Genomic DNA, 12,969 nt, shown 5'->3' on the forward strand with positions numbered 1-12,969 from the left:
GACTAAGCCGAAAACGCTCTAAAATTATCTGCATCTCTACTATTGTTTATCCAATAATTTTCTATTTCATGATACAATTCTTCAACGAAAATATCGCGATTTCCTGGAACTCTTATTTTGTCGATCTGAATTTTGTCAAGAATTGGTGAATTGAATTCGAAGCGGAAGGTCGTTCCTGCTTCGGTCCGTTCCACCTCGATGATGGTCAGCGTATGGTCAGGATCCGGTCCACGCACCAGTGACGCCGAGGCCCCCCTGGAGAGTTTCTTGGTGCTCGCCCGCGCTTTCGCGGCGATGACCTCGGGCTCGAGCTTGAGCGTCAGCAGGGGGAGCTTGCCCTGGCGCGCCACGACCCAGATCTCTCCCTTGCCCGTCTCGGCAGCCTTGAGGTCGAAATAGATTTGCTCGACCTTTCCGACGGGCGGCAGCCGGATTTCCGCCGGCTCCTCGTCGTTGCCGAAGGTGAAACCGGTTTTCGGCAAGACATTGATGGTGATGGGCCGTCCTGGATCGACCACGGCTATGCCCATCGCGTTCTCGGCCATCGTTGCCTCGATGGCCGTGCGGGACACGGCGACGCTGACGGTGAGGGTCGCTCCGACTTTCACCTTCGACGGCGATTCCGCCTGAATGTGGCATTCCGCCGTTTCCGGCCCGGGCTGGTCGTCCGGCGACGGAGACGAATCCTGCGCGAGCGGTGTGACGGTATCCGGCAAGCTCGGGGCCGGCGATCCACCCTCTGCGGCGAGTCCCCGCCGTCCTTGTATGGGCGAGGTGCCGCCCGGCCGGGGCCGGCCTCCCCCGAATTGGCCTCCCTCCAGCCGAGCCGTCCCCGACCACGTGAAGGTCGGCATCGCCCGGCGCGTCAGGATACGGTCGGTCGAGGCGGCGACGCCCGCGGCGAGCGATCCGATGTCGCCGTCGAGGACGACCTCGGCCGCATTCGGGACGACGCCGACCGGGCCGGCCTCCGAGGAGACCACCAGCCGGGTGAGCCGGTCGCGGCTGGCGGTCAGGCCGGAGGGAAACACCGACTGACCGCGTCCGGTCGCCCGTGCGATCCGGGAGGCCGGCACGACGACGTCGCCCGTGCGGTCGGGCAGTCCGAGCGCGCTTGCCACCGGCCCGGCCGCACCGTCGAGCACCGTCGTCAGCTCGGACGGATCGAAGACGTGCGCCAGGCGCCCGCTCTCCGGCCCGCCGCTCTCCAGGACGACGAAGCTCGGGGCCTTGGCGGCGAGCTCGGCCAGGAATTCGGGGGCGTTCCTCGCCGGATCGGCCACGAGGATGTCGGTCTCCACGGCGGCCGGCAGGTCGGTGCGGCCCCGGCCCAGCTCCGGCAGGGCGGCCGGCGCCCGGCCGCCGCCCCGGCGGGCGCCCGCGGCCGGAACGTCGGCCGCCGCCAGGTCCAGCCAGCGGGTGAGCGCATTCACGACCTCGGGCCGTGCGAAGTAGTTGGTGTGGTAGATCTGCGGCGACGCCGCGAAGTGGAGCGTGTCGCGCACGAAGTCGCCGAAGGCGGAATCGATCGCCGACATCGAGGGGGTGTCGACCACGAGGTCGTTCTCCGCGCCGCGCATCAGGGCCGTCACGGTGCTGCTGCCCAGCACCTGGACGAGGCGGAGGGGAAATTCCTTGGGCTGGTGGTCGGTCCCGAACAGGGTCGGGGCGAAGGAGGACGACACGACGTGGTAGATCGCGTCCGCCGCCGCGAACTGGCCGGGCTGGAGGCCGTTCAGGTCCTTGAGGAACGGGTTGTCCGGCGTCATCGCGAAGAGGCCGGGCGCCACGCCGGAATCGAGTCCGGAGAGCGGGATCTGCTTCACGAACTCGCCGAGCGTCGCGATCGTCTCGGCGAGGATCGTCGCGACGGGCGCGGCCTGGGGCAGGAAGGTGAGGGCGCGACAGGCGGCGACCGCCAGGTTGGTGTAGAGGTCGAGGAAGGCGCTCCAGTTCTCCGGCCGGGCGAGCTCTGTCCCGCCGTTGGTGGCGCCCACCAGGATCGCGCGCCGGAAGACGGCCCCCCATCCGCTCCCCGGCGCCAGCGCCTCGATCAGCCAGCGCGCCACGAGGCCGCCGCGGCTGTGGGCGACGACGTCGATCTCCGGTGCCGCGCCGCCGCCCCAGTCGAGGCCGCGCAGGGCCGCCAGGAGGGCGACGGCGTTCTCCGCCGGGGTCTCGCTGAGGGTGCGGTGGTCGTAGCCGAGAACGAGGTCGTAGCGGGCTTGGCAGGCATTGAGGAAGGCACCGCCCCACGCGGTCGGGCCGAGCTGCCCGAAGCCGCCCGCCGTCGAGCTGAACGTCCCGTGGATCGCGAGGAGAACCCGATGCCGCCCGCCGGCCTTCGGCGCCGCGGGGACGATCGGCTCCCCGGCGGCCCACGCCGCCGGATCCCGGCCGGCGATGCGAACGAGCCCCGGGCGGACGTTGTGCTCCTGGATGCGGACGGCCCCGTCGACGAGCCGTCGACCGACGAACCGGAACACGTAGGCCCTGACCGGCGCCAGCAGGGCGCCGCCGAGCATCCGCCGGTCGGTCCGGTCCGGTGCCACTGGGCCGAGGGGAAGATCGAACGCGACCTGATCGACCGCTCCGCCCGCGCGGCGCGCGCCGGCCGGGACGGCGAGGCGCGCCGCCGGCAGCGACCAGCTGTAGACCTCGGCCTGTTCGAGCAGGACGACGGCGTCCTCCCCGGGCCCGACCGGGACCGTCAGCCGGGCGCTGGCCTCCTGCGGCAGGCTCCGTCGGGTCGCCATCGCCGGCCCGGTCCGGAGATGGACCGTCTCGGCGAGCGAGAGGTCCTGTCGGGCCAGGGCTTCGAGCAACTCCGCATCGAGGCTCGCGGCGGCCATCGGGATCGGCCCGGCGACACGACCGGCGATCGGGCGGCGACCGGGGCCGCCGGCGCGCTGCGCGGGCCGGGCGGGTGCCTCGAAGACGACGTCGACGAGGTCGGGCGCTGTCACGGCGACGCCGTTCGGACTGGTTGTGACGGCCATCCGTTCCCCCCGTTGCAAGTTTGGCTGTTGGGCTCGCTAGGGAATGTTATAGACTATCAACGAAAATGTACAATCATGCCGCGGCGGGGGCGGCGATAAATTTGAAGTGCCGCGGCCGGAGACGGCGGCGGGCGGCTGCGAAGCCGCCGGACCGGGCACGCGACCGGCGGCCCGCGCCGGGGTGGCGCGTCACACCCCGATCGCGGCCTTCACCAGCTCCGGCCGCATCGGCAACTCGCGCAGGCGCACGCCGGCGGCCTGCCGGATCGCGTTGGCGAGCGCTGCCGCGGTCGGGCCCTGCGCGACCTCGCCGGCGCCGAGGAAGGGCGAGCCCGGCCGGTCGATCAGGTGGACGTCGAGGCGGTCGGGCACGTCGGGGAAGCGGGCGATCGGGTAGGTGCTCCAGTCGCGGCTGGTCGGACCCTCGGCGTCGTGGGCCACCGCCTCGAACAGGCTCCAGCTCATCGCCTGGATGATCCCGCCCTCGATCTGGTCGCGGATGCCGTGCGGGTTGACGACCTCCCCGGCATCGACGGCGGCGTGCGCCCGCACCAGCCGGACCCGGCCGCTCTCGCGCTCAACCGCCACCTCGACGGCCAGCGCGCAATAGGCCGCGAGGTTCTTGTAGCGGGCGAAGGCGAAGCCGGCGCCGCTTCCCTTGGCGAGCGGCGTGCCCCAGCCGAAGCGCCCGGATGCGGCCTCGATCACGGCGCGCGCGCGCGGGTCGTCGAGATGGGCGAGACGGAACGCGACCGGGTCGGTGCCGGCCGCCTCCGCCAGTTCGTCGAGGAAGCTCTCGATCGAGAACACGTTCATGTAGGCGCCGAGGCTGCGCAGGGCCGAGACCCGCAGCGGCATGTCGGCGACGAAGTCGTGCGCCACCCGGGCCCGGGGCAGGCGGTAGAGCGGGATCGCGTTGCGGTCGCCGCCGCCCTCCGGCTGCGGCAGCGCCTTCGGGGGCGGCGCCGGGAAGGGCTTGTCCAGCATCCGGGCGGAGAGCAGCTGGCCGGCCCCCGGCGGGCGGGTGAGGTGGGTCGGGCTGCGCACCGCGTAGTCCCAGTCGGCGATGCGCCCGTCCGCGCCCAGCACGGCCGCGGCCTCGGTCAGCATCGCGGCCCCGTAGGGCTCCCAGAGGTGCTCCTGCTCGCGGGTATACTGCGCCCGCACCGGCCGGCCGGGCAGGGCGCGCGCCAGCAGGGCCGCGTCGCCCGCCGCATCGTCGGCGCCGTTATGGCCGTAGCAGCCCGAGCCCTCGACGTGGATGCAGCGGACCTGCGCCTCGGGCAGCCCCAGCATCTCGGCGAGCGCCTTGCGCAGGGGGAACATCCCTTGCGCGTGCGACCACACCGTGAGGCGGTCGCCGTCGAACTCGGCGACCGCGCAGGACGGGCCGATCGAGCCGTGCATCTGGTAGCGCCGGCGGTACCGCGCGGCGATCCGGCGCCCGGCCGGCGCGGGCGTTCCGGCGCCGCGATCGAGGATCAGCGTGCGCTGCGCGGACCGGCCGGCGAGGTCCGGGAACAGGTCGTCGGGCTCCGGCACCGGGCTGCCGCCCTGCCACACCGCCACCCGGGCCAGCGCCCCCATCGCCGTGACGGCGGCGTATTCCCGCTCGGCCAGGACCGCGAGGAAATCCCCGTCGCGGTGCACCCGGATCACCCCGGGCCTTCCCGCCACCGCCCCGGTCTCGACGCTGACGAGCCGCGCGCCCGGCCGGGGCGGGCGCACGATCCGGGCGTGCACCATCCCGGGCGCGCGGATGTCCTGCACGTAGGCCGCGCCGCCCGCGACCTTGGCGGGGATGTCGACCCGGGGCAGCGGCCGGCCGACGATGGTGTGATCGGCCGGATCGCGCAGCTGCACCGCGTCCGGCACCGCGGCGTCGGGTTCGAGGGCGGCGGCCAGTTCGCCGAAGCCGATCCGGCGGCCGTCGGGGGCGGTCACGGCGCCCCCGCTCACCGTCAGGGTCTCGGGCGCCGCCCCGAGCCGGCGCCCGGCGGCCGCGGCGAGGAGGGCGCGGGCCGCGGCGGCGGCGTGCCGGATCGCGGTGGCGGAATCCTGCATCGAGTGGCTGCCGGCGGTGTAGCCCTCGTCCGGGGTCAGCTCGGTATCGGCGGTGACGAGGCGCAAGGAGGCCGGCTCGAGCCCGAGTTCCTCCGCGGCGACCTGGATCAGCGCCGTCTTGATGCCCTGGCCGAGCTCCGCCTTGCCGGTGAGTACCGTGACGGCGCCGTCCTCGCCGATCCGGATCCAGGCGTCGATCCGCGGCGCCTCCTTCAGGCTGCCGGGAAGGGCGTCGGCCCGGGCGCCCCGCGGGAGCCCGATCCCGACGAGGAGCGCCCCGCCGACGAGGAGGGTGCGGCGGGTGAGGGCCGTCACGGCGTCGCTCCCGTCGCGGCCGGATCGTGCCCGGCGGCGCGCCTCACCGCGGCGAGGATGCGCATGTGGGTGCCGCAGCGGCACAGGTTGAACCGCAGCGCCTCGCGGATCTCGGCCTCGCTCGGATGCGGGACCGCGCGCAGCAGGGCGTGGGCCCGCATCACCATGCCGGCGATGCAGTAGCCGCACTGCGCCGCGTTCTCGGCGATGAAGGCGGCCTGGAGCGGGCCGGGATGCTCGGGGGTCCCCAATCCCTCGACGGTGGTGACCGCCCGGCCCTCCAGCACCCCGACCGGCGTGAGGCAGGACAGGACCGCGCGGCCCTCGACCTCCACCGTGCAGGCGCCGCATTGGCCGAGCCCGCAGCCGAACTTGGCGCCGTCGAGCCCGAGCTCGTCGCGCAGCACGTAGAGCAGCGGGGTCTCGGGCTCCGCCGCGACGACCTGCCTCCGGCCGTTCACCGTCAGGGTCGGCATCGGGCTCTCCTCCTCACCCTCCCGCCCCGGCGCGGGCGCCGGGGCCGGGACTGTCCCGCATCAGGTCGCGGATCGTCGCATCGAGGTCCGGCCACGGTCCGTCGGGGCTGAAGCGGGCCCGCAGGTAGGCGGCAAGATCGCGCATCTGGCCCTGCGTCAGCGCGGCGCCGAAGCCCGGCATGATCGGCCCCGCCGCGTGCTCCCGCGGCGCGACGCCGTCGCGCAGGACGAGGAGCAGGTTGCGCGGGTCCGGCGCCCGCAGGGTGGTACGGTGGCCGAGGGAGGCGGTGGTGTAGGGTACCCCGCCGCCGCTCTCGTGGCAGGTCGCGCAGGCGCCCGCATAGATCGTCGCGCCCCGCGCGAGCGCCGGGTCGTCGGTCCCGACCGCCCGGTCGACCGGACCGGTGCGGCTGCCGGCGGGGCCGGCTCCGTAGAGCGACGCGGTGTAGGCCGCGAGCGCCCGGATCTCGCCCGCCGGGACCGTCCGGTGCGCGTCGACCACCGGGCGCATCGGGCCGGCGGCGCCGCCGTGCTGCGGGTCCCACTCGGCGAGGTAGCGGGCGAGGGCGTCCTCGCTCCAGGCGAGCGGCGCCGGCGAGGAGCGGTCGAGGGGCGGCGCCCACCAGCCGTCGGCCTCGCCCCCGGCATAGGGCTTCGCCTTCACCTCGGCGCCGAGAGAGTTGCGGGGGGTGTGGCAGGCGCCGCAATGGCTCAGGGCCTCGGCGAGGTAGGCGCCGCGGTGCCATTCGGAATCGCGGCGGGGATCGGCCGGGGCGGTCGTGCCCGGAATCCGGGGCTCGCGGACGAACAGGAGCTTCCAGCCGGCGAGGAGCGGACGCCAGTTCAGCGGGAAGGGAAGGGCGTTCGGCCTCGCCGCCTGCCGTACCGGCTCGCGGGTCATCACGAAGGCGTAGAGGGCGGCGATGTCGGCCTCGGTCAGGCCGGCATAGTGGGTGTAGGGAAAGGCCGGGTAGAGGTGGCGGCCCTCGCGGTCGACGCCCTCGCGCATCGCCCGGGTGAAGGCGGCGAGCGTCCAGCGGCCGAGTCCGGTCTCGGGATCCGGCGTGATGTTGGTGGCGTAGATCGTGCCGAACGGCGTCGCGAGCCCGCGCCCGCCGGCATAGGGCCGGTCGCCTTGCGCGGTGTGGCAGGAGGCGCAGTAGCCGAGCGAGGCCAGGACCGCGCCCCGGCCGACCCGCTCGGGCGTGGTCTCGCCGGGGCCGGGACCGCCCGGCGCGAGGGCGGGACGCCAGCTCGCCAGCCCGAATCCCGCGCCCGCGAGGAGCAGCGCCCCTGCGAGCCCGACGGCGATGCGGCGACGCCTCACGCGCTGGGACCTCCCGCGAGACCTGGATCCGCCGGAAGGCCCGTCCCTCCGGCGCCGGGACAACCGGTGCGTCCGGCCACGGTTCCTGCGCCAACTCCCCGCACCGGGCGGCCGCGCCGTCTCTTCGCCCGCGTCCGGCTGCGCTGCCGCGCAGTCTCGGGGCGATCGTCCGGCTGCGCTGCCGCGCAGTCTTGCCGCAATCCTCTGGAACAGTGCTATCGTCCGATTCACGCCGCGGAGCCGGATAGGCTTGGCCTTGTCTGGCGCCGCGGCGGAGCTTCCGCTCGGTCCGTTCCGGGTGGACCGTTCCGCCGCGCACCCGCGTCCACCCTTCGCCGGTCCCGTTCGTGCCGATCCCGCGGGGCCGCCGGGCGTCCCGCCCCGGGATCGTGCGATGCGGCCCGCCGCACCGGACCGACAGCCGCCCGCGAGACCGAAGCCCCATGGCGCAGCAGAGTTTCCAGACCCGTCCCGGGCCGCCGACGATGAGCGCCGACGACGCGGCCTGCCGGGCCTGCCGCGGCCAGATGCGGGCGCATTGGCAGGAGCGGCCCCATGCCCGCCTGATGGTGGTGGCCTCGACTCCGGTGGTCGAGGCGTTCGGCGGCGGCGTCGAGACCCGCTACCTCTGTCTCGAATGCGGGCACACCCTGCTGCACTCGACCGGCCGCTTCGGGCAGGGCTGGCACTAGAGACGCGGTTGCCCGCCCTGCGGCACGGCATGCGGCATGATATGGGTGGTATCATGGCGAGTTGATCGGCAATTCGCGGCTCCGTCGTGAGATCGCTGGCAATATCAGATTGCAAATCTAGAATGTTATATTTTATTTTATCCAATACAAATATAAGTAATATCTATTGTTAGATCTTATTCAGTATAATTTTGCCGACTGAGACGAATTTTCATCTATAAACATCTGATATTTTTGAGAAATATGATGGTTTCATGCAGGGTATCTCAGCAATATCGCGCCATTTTTTTTATGTGTTTGATCATATGCTTTTTTTCTTTCGAACCCCCGGCATTCACTTCGCCAGAAAATACTCTAGGATGCCGGGCGGGGCCGTCCCGCCGGGCGCCGGCCTCGCCAGGGAACCGGCGGGCCATGCCGCACGCGATCGTGACCACGACCGACCGTCCCGACCTCGCGCCCCTGACCGCGCGCTGGCGCTGGGAGGCCTTCGCGCGCGGGCAGGGCCGCTCCCTCGCCGAGGTGACGGCCTCGGAGGCCGCGACCGCCGCCGGGCCCGGCCCGATGCCCCGCACCTGCGTGCTCCTCGTCGACGGCGCACCGGTCGGCATGGCGAGCCTCGCGGCGCGCGACCTCGACCCGCGGCCCGACCTGACCCCGTGGCTCGCCGGCGTCTACGTCGCCCCCGAGGCCCGGGGGCGCGGCCACGCGGTGCGACTCGTCGCGGCCGTCGAGGCGCAGGCCGCCGCCCTCGGCGTCGCGACCCTGTGGCTCTACACCCGCAGCGCCGAGGGGCTCTACGCCCGGATCGGGTGGCGGACCGTGGAGGCGTTTCCCTACCGGGAGCGGATGTACGCGCTGATGCGGCGGGACCTCGTCGCGTAGAGGTCCCGGCCCGACGGCGCGCGTCCGGCGACCGTCGCCGGACGCGCGGGCATGCCTTCAGCCCCTCGGCTCCCGCGGTACCCGCACGGCGAGGCACAGGAAGGCGGCGATGACCGGCCCGGCGGCGAGCGCCAGGAGGGCCGGGGTGAAGCTCTGGGTCGCGTCGCGGATCCAGCCGACCAGGTAGGGCCCGCCGAAGCCGGCGATCTGGGCGAGCCCGTTGATCATCGCGAGGCCCCCGGCCGCGGCCGCTCCGGTGAGGAACTGCGTCGGCAGGGCCCAGAACACCCCGAGGAGCGCCCAGACCCCGAAGGCGGCGGCGCACAGCAGCAGCAGGCTCATGAGCGGCGTCGGCGCCACAGCGCTGGCGGCCAGGAACAGGCCGCCGACCAGCGCCGAGAGGGCAGTGTGGAGCTTGCGCTCGCCGGTGCGGTCGGAGGAGCGCGCCACCACGACGAGGCCGATCGCCGCGAAGACGAAGGGAATCGCGGTGACGAAGCCGGTCTGCAGGTCGGAGAGGCCGCCGATGCTGCGCACGATCTGCGGCAGCCACAGGACCACGCCGTACACCGCGACCGCGTTGAACATGTAGACGAGGGTGAGCAGCCACACCCGGTGATCGCGGAAGATCGTGCGGAACTCGTGCGAACCGACGCTCTCGACCTGGCGGTTCTCCTCCGCCAGCGTGCGGATCAGCCAGGCGCGCTCCTGCGCGTCGAGCCAGCGCCCGTCCTCGGGCCGGTCGACGAGGTAGAAGAACGTCACCACGCCGAGCACCACCGCGGGCGCCGCCTCGAGGATGAACAGCCACTGCCAGGCGGCGAGCCCGAACCATTGCGGGTTGGCCGACAGGATCCAGCCGGAGAGCGGCGCGCCGACGACGCTCGACAGCACGGTCGCGGTCATGAAGCCGGCGGTTGCCTTGGCGCGGTCGCGGGCCGGGTACCAGTAGGTCAGGTAGAGCAAGATCCCGGGCACGAAGCCGGCCTCGGCCAGCCCGAGCAGGAAGCGCATGGCGTAGAAGCTCCACTCCCCCTGCACGAAGGCCATGCCGCCGGAGACGAGGCCCCAGCTCACCATGATCCGGGCGATCCAGCGCCGGGGCCCGACCCGGTGCATGATCATGTTGCTCGGCACCTCGAACGCGATGTAGCCGAGGAAGAAGATGCCGGCCCCGAGCCCGTAGGCGGTCGCCGACAGCCCCAGGTCCTTGTTCATGTGAAGCGCCGCGAAGCCGACGTTCACCCGGTCGAGGTAATTGATGATGAACAGGACGAAGCAGTAGAGCACGATGCGCGGCCGGAGCTTCGCCAGCACCTGGCGGCGCAGGGCCTCGTCGCCGCGCGCCGGCGCTGCGGCGCCCGCGGCGGCGGTCATGGATGCGGGTGTCATGGTGGCGGGTGTCATGGGGGGGTCCTCCCGATGGATCGCCCGCGGGCGCGTGATGGGCCGCGCGGGGGCGATGCGGGGTTCCTGCAACTCTGAATGATCGGACCCCGTCGGGGTCGCATGAACGCGCAACGAAATACGCGCAGCCCCCTCTCCCCGCGGGCGGGGAGAGGGGACAACCTGTGCCTTACCGAGACATCGACGAGCGGCGCGAGCTGTGGACGCTCAGTACGTCGCCCGCCCGCCCGAGACGTCGAACACCGCACCGGTCGAGAACGACGCCTCTTCGCTCGCCAGGAAGCAGATCAGCGACGTCACCTCGTCGATCGCCCCGAACCGGCCGATCGGGATCTTCGACAGCATGAAGTCGATGTGCTGTTGCGTCATCTGGTCGAAGATCGCGGTGCGCACCGCCGCCGGCGTGATGCAGTTGACCCGGATCTCCGACTTCGCCAGTTCCTTGCCCAGCGACTTCGTCAGACCGATCACCCCGGCCTTCGATGCCGAGTAGGCCGAGGCGTTGGGGTTGCCCTCCTTGCCGGCGATCGACGCGACGTTGACGATGCGGCCGTAGCCGCCCGCCTCCATCGCCGGCACCGCGGCGCGGTTGCAGTAGAACAGGCCGTTGAGGTTGACGTCGATCACCCGCTGCCAGGCGTCGACCGGGTAGTCGCGGAGCACCGTGTTCGGCCCGGTGATGCCGGCGCTGCAGACCAGCACGTCGAGCCGGCCTCCCAGCGCCGCCAGGGTCTCGCGCATCGCGCTCTCGACCGCCGCGGCATCGGCGATGTCGAGGGCGCGGGCGTCGGCGGCGCCGGTCTCCGCCTTGGCCTTGGCCAGGGCCTCCGCGTTCAGGTCCCAGAGCGCGACCCTCGCGCCCTCGGCCGCGAGGCGCGCAGCGACCGACAGGCCGATGCCTGAGGCGCCGCCGGTGACGAGGGCCGTACGGCCCGCGAAGCGGTTCGGGTAGGTCATCGGCTCAGCCTTCCCGGCGCCGCCAGGCGGTCACGTCCTGGCGCTGCTCGCCCAGCTTCTCGATGCCGAGCGTCATCACGTCCCCGGCCTTGAGGAAGACCGGGTCCGGCTTCATCCCCATGCCGACGCCGGGGGGAGTGCCGGTGGTGATGACGTCGCCGGGCATCAGGGTCATGAAGCGGCTGACGTAAGCGACGATCTGCGCGCAGGTGAAGATCATCGTCCGGGTGTTGCCGGTCTGCATGCGACGGCCGTTGAGGTCGAGCCACATGTCGAGGCTCTGCGGGTCGCCGACCTCGTCGGAGGTGACGAGCCAGGGCCCGACCGGCCCGAAGGTGTCGCAGCCCTTGCCCTTGTCCCAGGTGCCGCCGCGCTCGATCTGGTACTCGCGCTCGGAGACGTCGTTGACGAGGCAGTAGCCCGCGACATGGTCGAGCGCCTGCGCCTCCTCGACGTAGGATGCCCGCGTGCCGATGACGATGCCGAGCTCGACCTCCCAGTCGCTCTTCACCGAGTCCTTGGGCAGCATCACGTCGTCGTTCGGGCCGGACAGCGACGAGATCGCCTTGGTGAAGACGATCGGCTCCTTCGGCACCGGCAGGTTCGACTCGGCGGCGTGGTCGGCGAAGTTGAGGCCGATGGCGATGAACTTGCCCACGTTCGCCACCGGCGTCCCGAGGCGGGCTGAGCCGTCGACCGCCGGCAGGCTCGCCGGATCGATCGCCTTGAGGCGGGCCAGCGCCTCGCGGCCCAGCGCGTCGGGGCCGAGATCGGCGAGATGGCCGGAGAGGTCGCGGATGCGGCCCTCGGCATCGAGCAGGCCGGGCTTCTCCTGGCCCGCGGGGCCGTAGCGCAACAGCTTCATGGGATCGAACCTCCGTCGGGACGCGCCGCGACGTGCATCTCGGGCGCGCAGTTGCCGGGCGCGCGGCAGGGCGGGACGGAGGTCGAAGGCAGCGCTCGGTTTCCTCCGGCACGGCCCTGGCGCCGCACCATCCGATCCCATATATTGGGATCGTGTTCTTATATGTGGGACGATACGCTTATGGCCGTGAGCCCGTCAACAGGGGGAGAGGGGGCCGCGCCGGGAAGCCAGACGCTCCTGCGCGGTCTTGCCATCCTGGAAGCGGTGGCGGGCGGCGCGCGCGACCTCGCGGCCCTCTCGGCGGCGCTCGGCACCACGCGCAGCACCACGCACCGCCTCGCCGCCGCCCTCGTCGAGCAGCGCTACCTCACCTTCGCGCCGCGGGAGGGCTACGGGCTCGGGCCGAAGCTCCTCGAGCTGGGCTTCCGCGCCCAGCAGGAGGCGCCGGTGACGCGGGTCGCGCGGCCCCATCTGGAGCGGCTCTCGGCGGATTGCGGCGACACCATCCATCTCGGGGTGCTGGAGGGCGACTGGGCGCTCTACCTCGACAAGCTGCCGGGGCGCCGGCGCATCGAGATCAGCTCGCGGGTCGGCGAGCGCCAGCCGGTCTGGTCGACGGGCCTCGGCAAGGCCCTGATCCTCGACCTCGACGAGGCACGCTGGCGGGGGTTCCACCGCCTCGGCGACGCGCGGGGCGGCCACAGCCCCGATCTCGAGACCTGGCTGTCGCGGATGCGCGCCTACGCGGCCCGGGGCATCGCCTACGACCGGGAGGAGAACGAGCCGGAGGTGCGCTGCATCGCCGGCCCGATCCGGGACGCGAGCGGCGCGATCGTCGCGGCGTTCAGCGTCACCAGCACCGTGCAGTACATGGACGAGGCGCGGATGGAGGAGCTCGCCGGCACGGTGCGCGAGGTCGCCCGCGCGATCAGCCGCGATCTCGGCTGGTCGGGCTAGGCTGCGCCGCTCCCCAGCCGGATAC

Annotated in this window: 10 protein-coding genes; 3 read left to right on the forward strand and 7 right to left on the reverse strand. The window is 72.3% G+C overall.

Features of this window, described 5'->3' with window-relative positions:
• Positions 1–2 precede the first annotated feature (2 nt).
• The 4 genes from A5481_RS20665 to A5481_RS20680 form a co-directional block, all read right to left on the reverse strand.
• Positions 3–2,999 carry a DUF7379 domain-containing protein gene (locus A5481_RS20665; RefSeq protein WP_053082533.1) on the reverse strand — a complete coding sequence of 999 codons (2,997 nt, stop codon included), beginning with the start codon at positions 2,997–2,999 and terminating at the stop codon, positions 3–5.
• A gap of 189 nt (positions 3,000–3,188) precedes the next feature.
• A complete protein-coding gene (locus tag A5481_RS20670) occupies positions 3,189–5,378 on the reverse strand; it encodes a xanthine dehydrogenase family protein molybdopterin-binding subunit (protein WP_048436150.1) in 2,190 nt (729 codons plus the stop codon).
• Positions 5,375–5,854, reverse strand: coding sequence for a (2Fe-2S)-binding protein (locus A5481_RS20675; RefSeq protein WP_048436149.1), 480 nt, complete (start codon positions 5,852–5,854; stop codon positions 5,375–5,377). Before A5481_RS20675 ends, A5481_RS20670 begins: the two co-directional genes overlap by 4 nt.
• Before the next feature lie 13 nt (positions 5,855–5,867).
• Complete coding sequence (locus tag A5481_RS20680) at positions 5,868–7,181, reverse strand: cytochrome c (protein ID WP_048436148.1); 1,314 nt, start codon at positions 7,179–7,181, stop codon at positions 5,868–5,870.
• A gap of 443 nt (positions 7,182–7,624) precedes the next feature.
• Between A5481_RS20680 and A5481_RS20685 the strand changes: the two genes are divergently transcribed.
• Both A5481_RS20685 and A5481_RS20690 read left to right on the forward strand, forming a co-directional pair.
• Positions 7,625–7,873: a hypothetical protein gene (locus A5481_RS20685; protein WP_048436147.1), complete on the forward strand. Its 249-nt coding sequence runs from the start codon at positions 7,625–7,627 to the stop codon at positions 7,871–7,873.
• Between the two features lie 414 nt (positions 7,874–8,287).
• Positions 8,288–8,758 (forward strand): GNAT family N-acetyltransferase, encoded by a 471-nt coding sequence (locus A5481_RS20690; protein WP_048436146.1) that lies wholly within the window; start codon positions 8,288–8,290, stop codon positions 8,756–8,758.
• Positions 8,759–8,815: 57 nt separating this feature from the next.
• On the opposite strand, the gene A5481_RS20695 is transcribed toward A5481_RS20690, so the two are convergent.
• From A5481_RS20695 to A5481_RS20705, 3 genes are all read right to left on the reverse strand, one after another.
• Complete coding sequence (locus A5481_RS20695; RefSeq protein ID WP_053082534.1) at positions 8,816–10,150, reverse strand: MFS transporter; 1,335 nt, start codon at positions 10,148–10,150, stop codon at positions 8,816–8,818.
• Between the two features lie 222 nt (positions 10,151–10,372).
• Positions 10,373–11,122: an SDR family oxidoreductase gene (locus A5481_RS20700; RefSeq protein WP_048436144.1), complete on the reverse strand. Its 750-nt coding sequence runs from the start codon at positions 11,120–11,122 to the stop codon at positions 10,373–10,375.
• A gap of 4 nt (positions 11,123–11,126) precedes the next feature.
• Entirely contained in the window at positions 11,127–11,987 is an 861-nt protein-coding gene (locus A5481_RS20705) for a 2,4-didehydro-3-deoxy-L-rhamnonate hydrolase (RefSeq protein ID WP_048436143.1), read from the reverse strand.
• A 180-nt stretch (positions 11,988–12,167) separates the two neighbouring features.
• Between A5481_RS20705 and A5481_RS20710 the strand changes: the two genes are divergently transcribed.
• Positions 12,168–12,944, forward strand: coding sequence for an IclR family transcriptional regulator (locus tag A5481_RS20710; RefSeq protein ID WP_048436142.1), 777 nt, complete (start codon positions 12,168–12,170; stop codon positions 12,942–12,944).
• The last annotated feature ends 25 nt before the right edge of the window (positions 12,945–12,969 follow it).

Source organism: Methylobacterium platani (assembly GCF_001653715.1).
GTDB classification, from domain to species: domain Bacteria; phylum Pseudomonadota; class Alphaproteobacteria; order Rhizobiales; family Beijerinckiaceae; genus Methylobacterium; species Methylobacterium platani.

What these genes read in the sequence shown, in the direction of transcription:
- A5481_RS20665 (WP_053082533.1), bottom strand. Translation starts at nt 2,999, where the DNA reads ATGGCCGTCACAACCAGTCCGAACGGCGTCGCCGTGACAGCGCCCGAC.
- A5481_RS20675 (WP_048436149.1), bottom strand. Translation starts at nt 5,854, where the DNA reads ATGCCGACCCTGACGGTGAACGGCCGGAGGCAGGTCGTCGCGGCGGAG.
- A5481_RS20685 (WP_048436147.1), top strand. Translation starts at nt 7,625, where the DNA reads ATGGCGCAGCAGAGTTTCCAGACCCGTCCCGGGCCGCCGACGATGAGC.
- A5481_RS20690 (WP_048436146.1), top strand. Translation starts at nt 8,288, where the DNA reads ATGCCGCACGCGATCGTGACCACGACCGACCGTCCCGACCTCGCGCCC.
- A5481_RS20695 (WP_053082534.1), bottom strand. Translation starts at nt 10,150, where the DNA reads ATGACACCCGCATCCATGACCGCCGCCGCGGGCGCCGCAGCGCCGGCG.
- A5481_RS20700 (WP_048436144.1), bottom strand. Translation starts at nt 11,122, where the DNA reads ATGACCTACCCGAACCGCTTCGCGGGCCGTACGGCCCTCGTCACCGGC.
- A5481_RS20705 (WP_048436143.1), bottom strand. Translation starts at nt 11,987, where the DNA reads ATGAAGCTGTTGCGCTACGGCCCCGCGGGCCAGGAGAAGCCCGGCCTG.
- A5481_RS20710 (WP_048436142.1), top strand. Translation starts at nt 12,168, where the DNA reads ATGGCCGTGAGCCCGTCAACAGGGGGAGAGGGGGCCGCGCCGGGAAGC.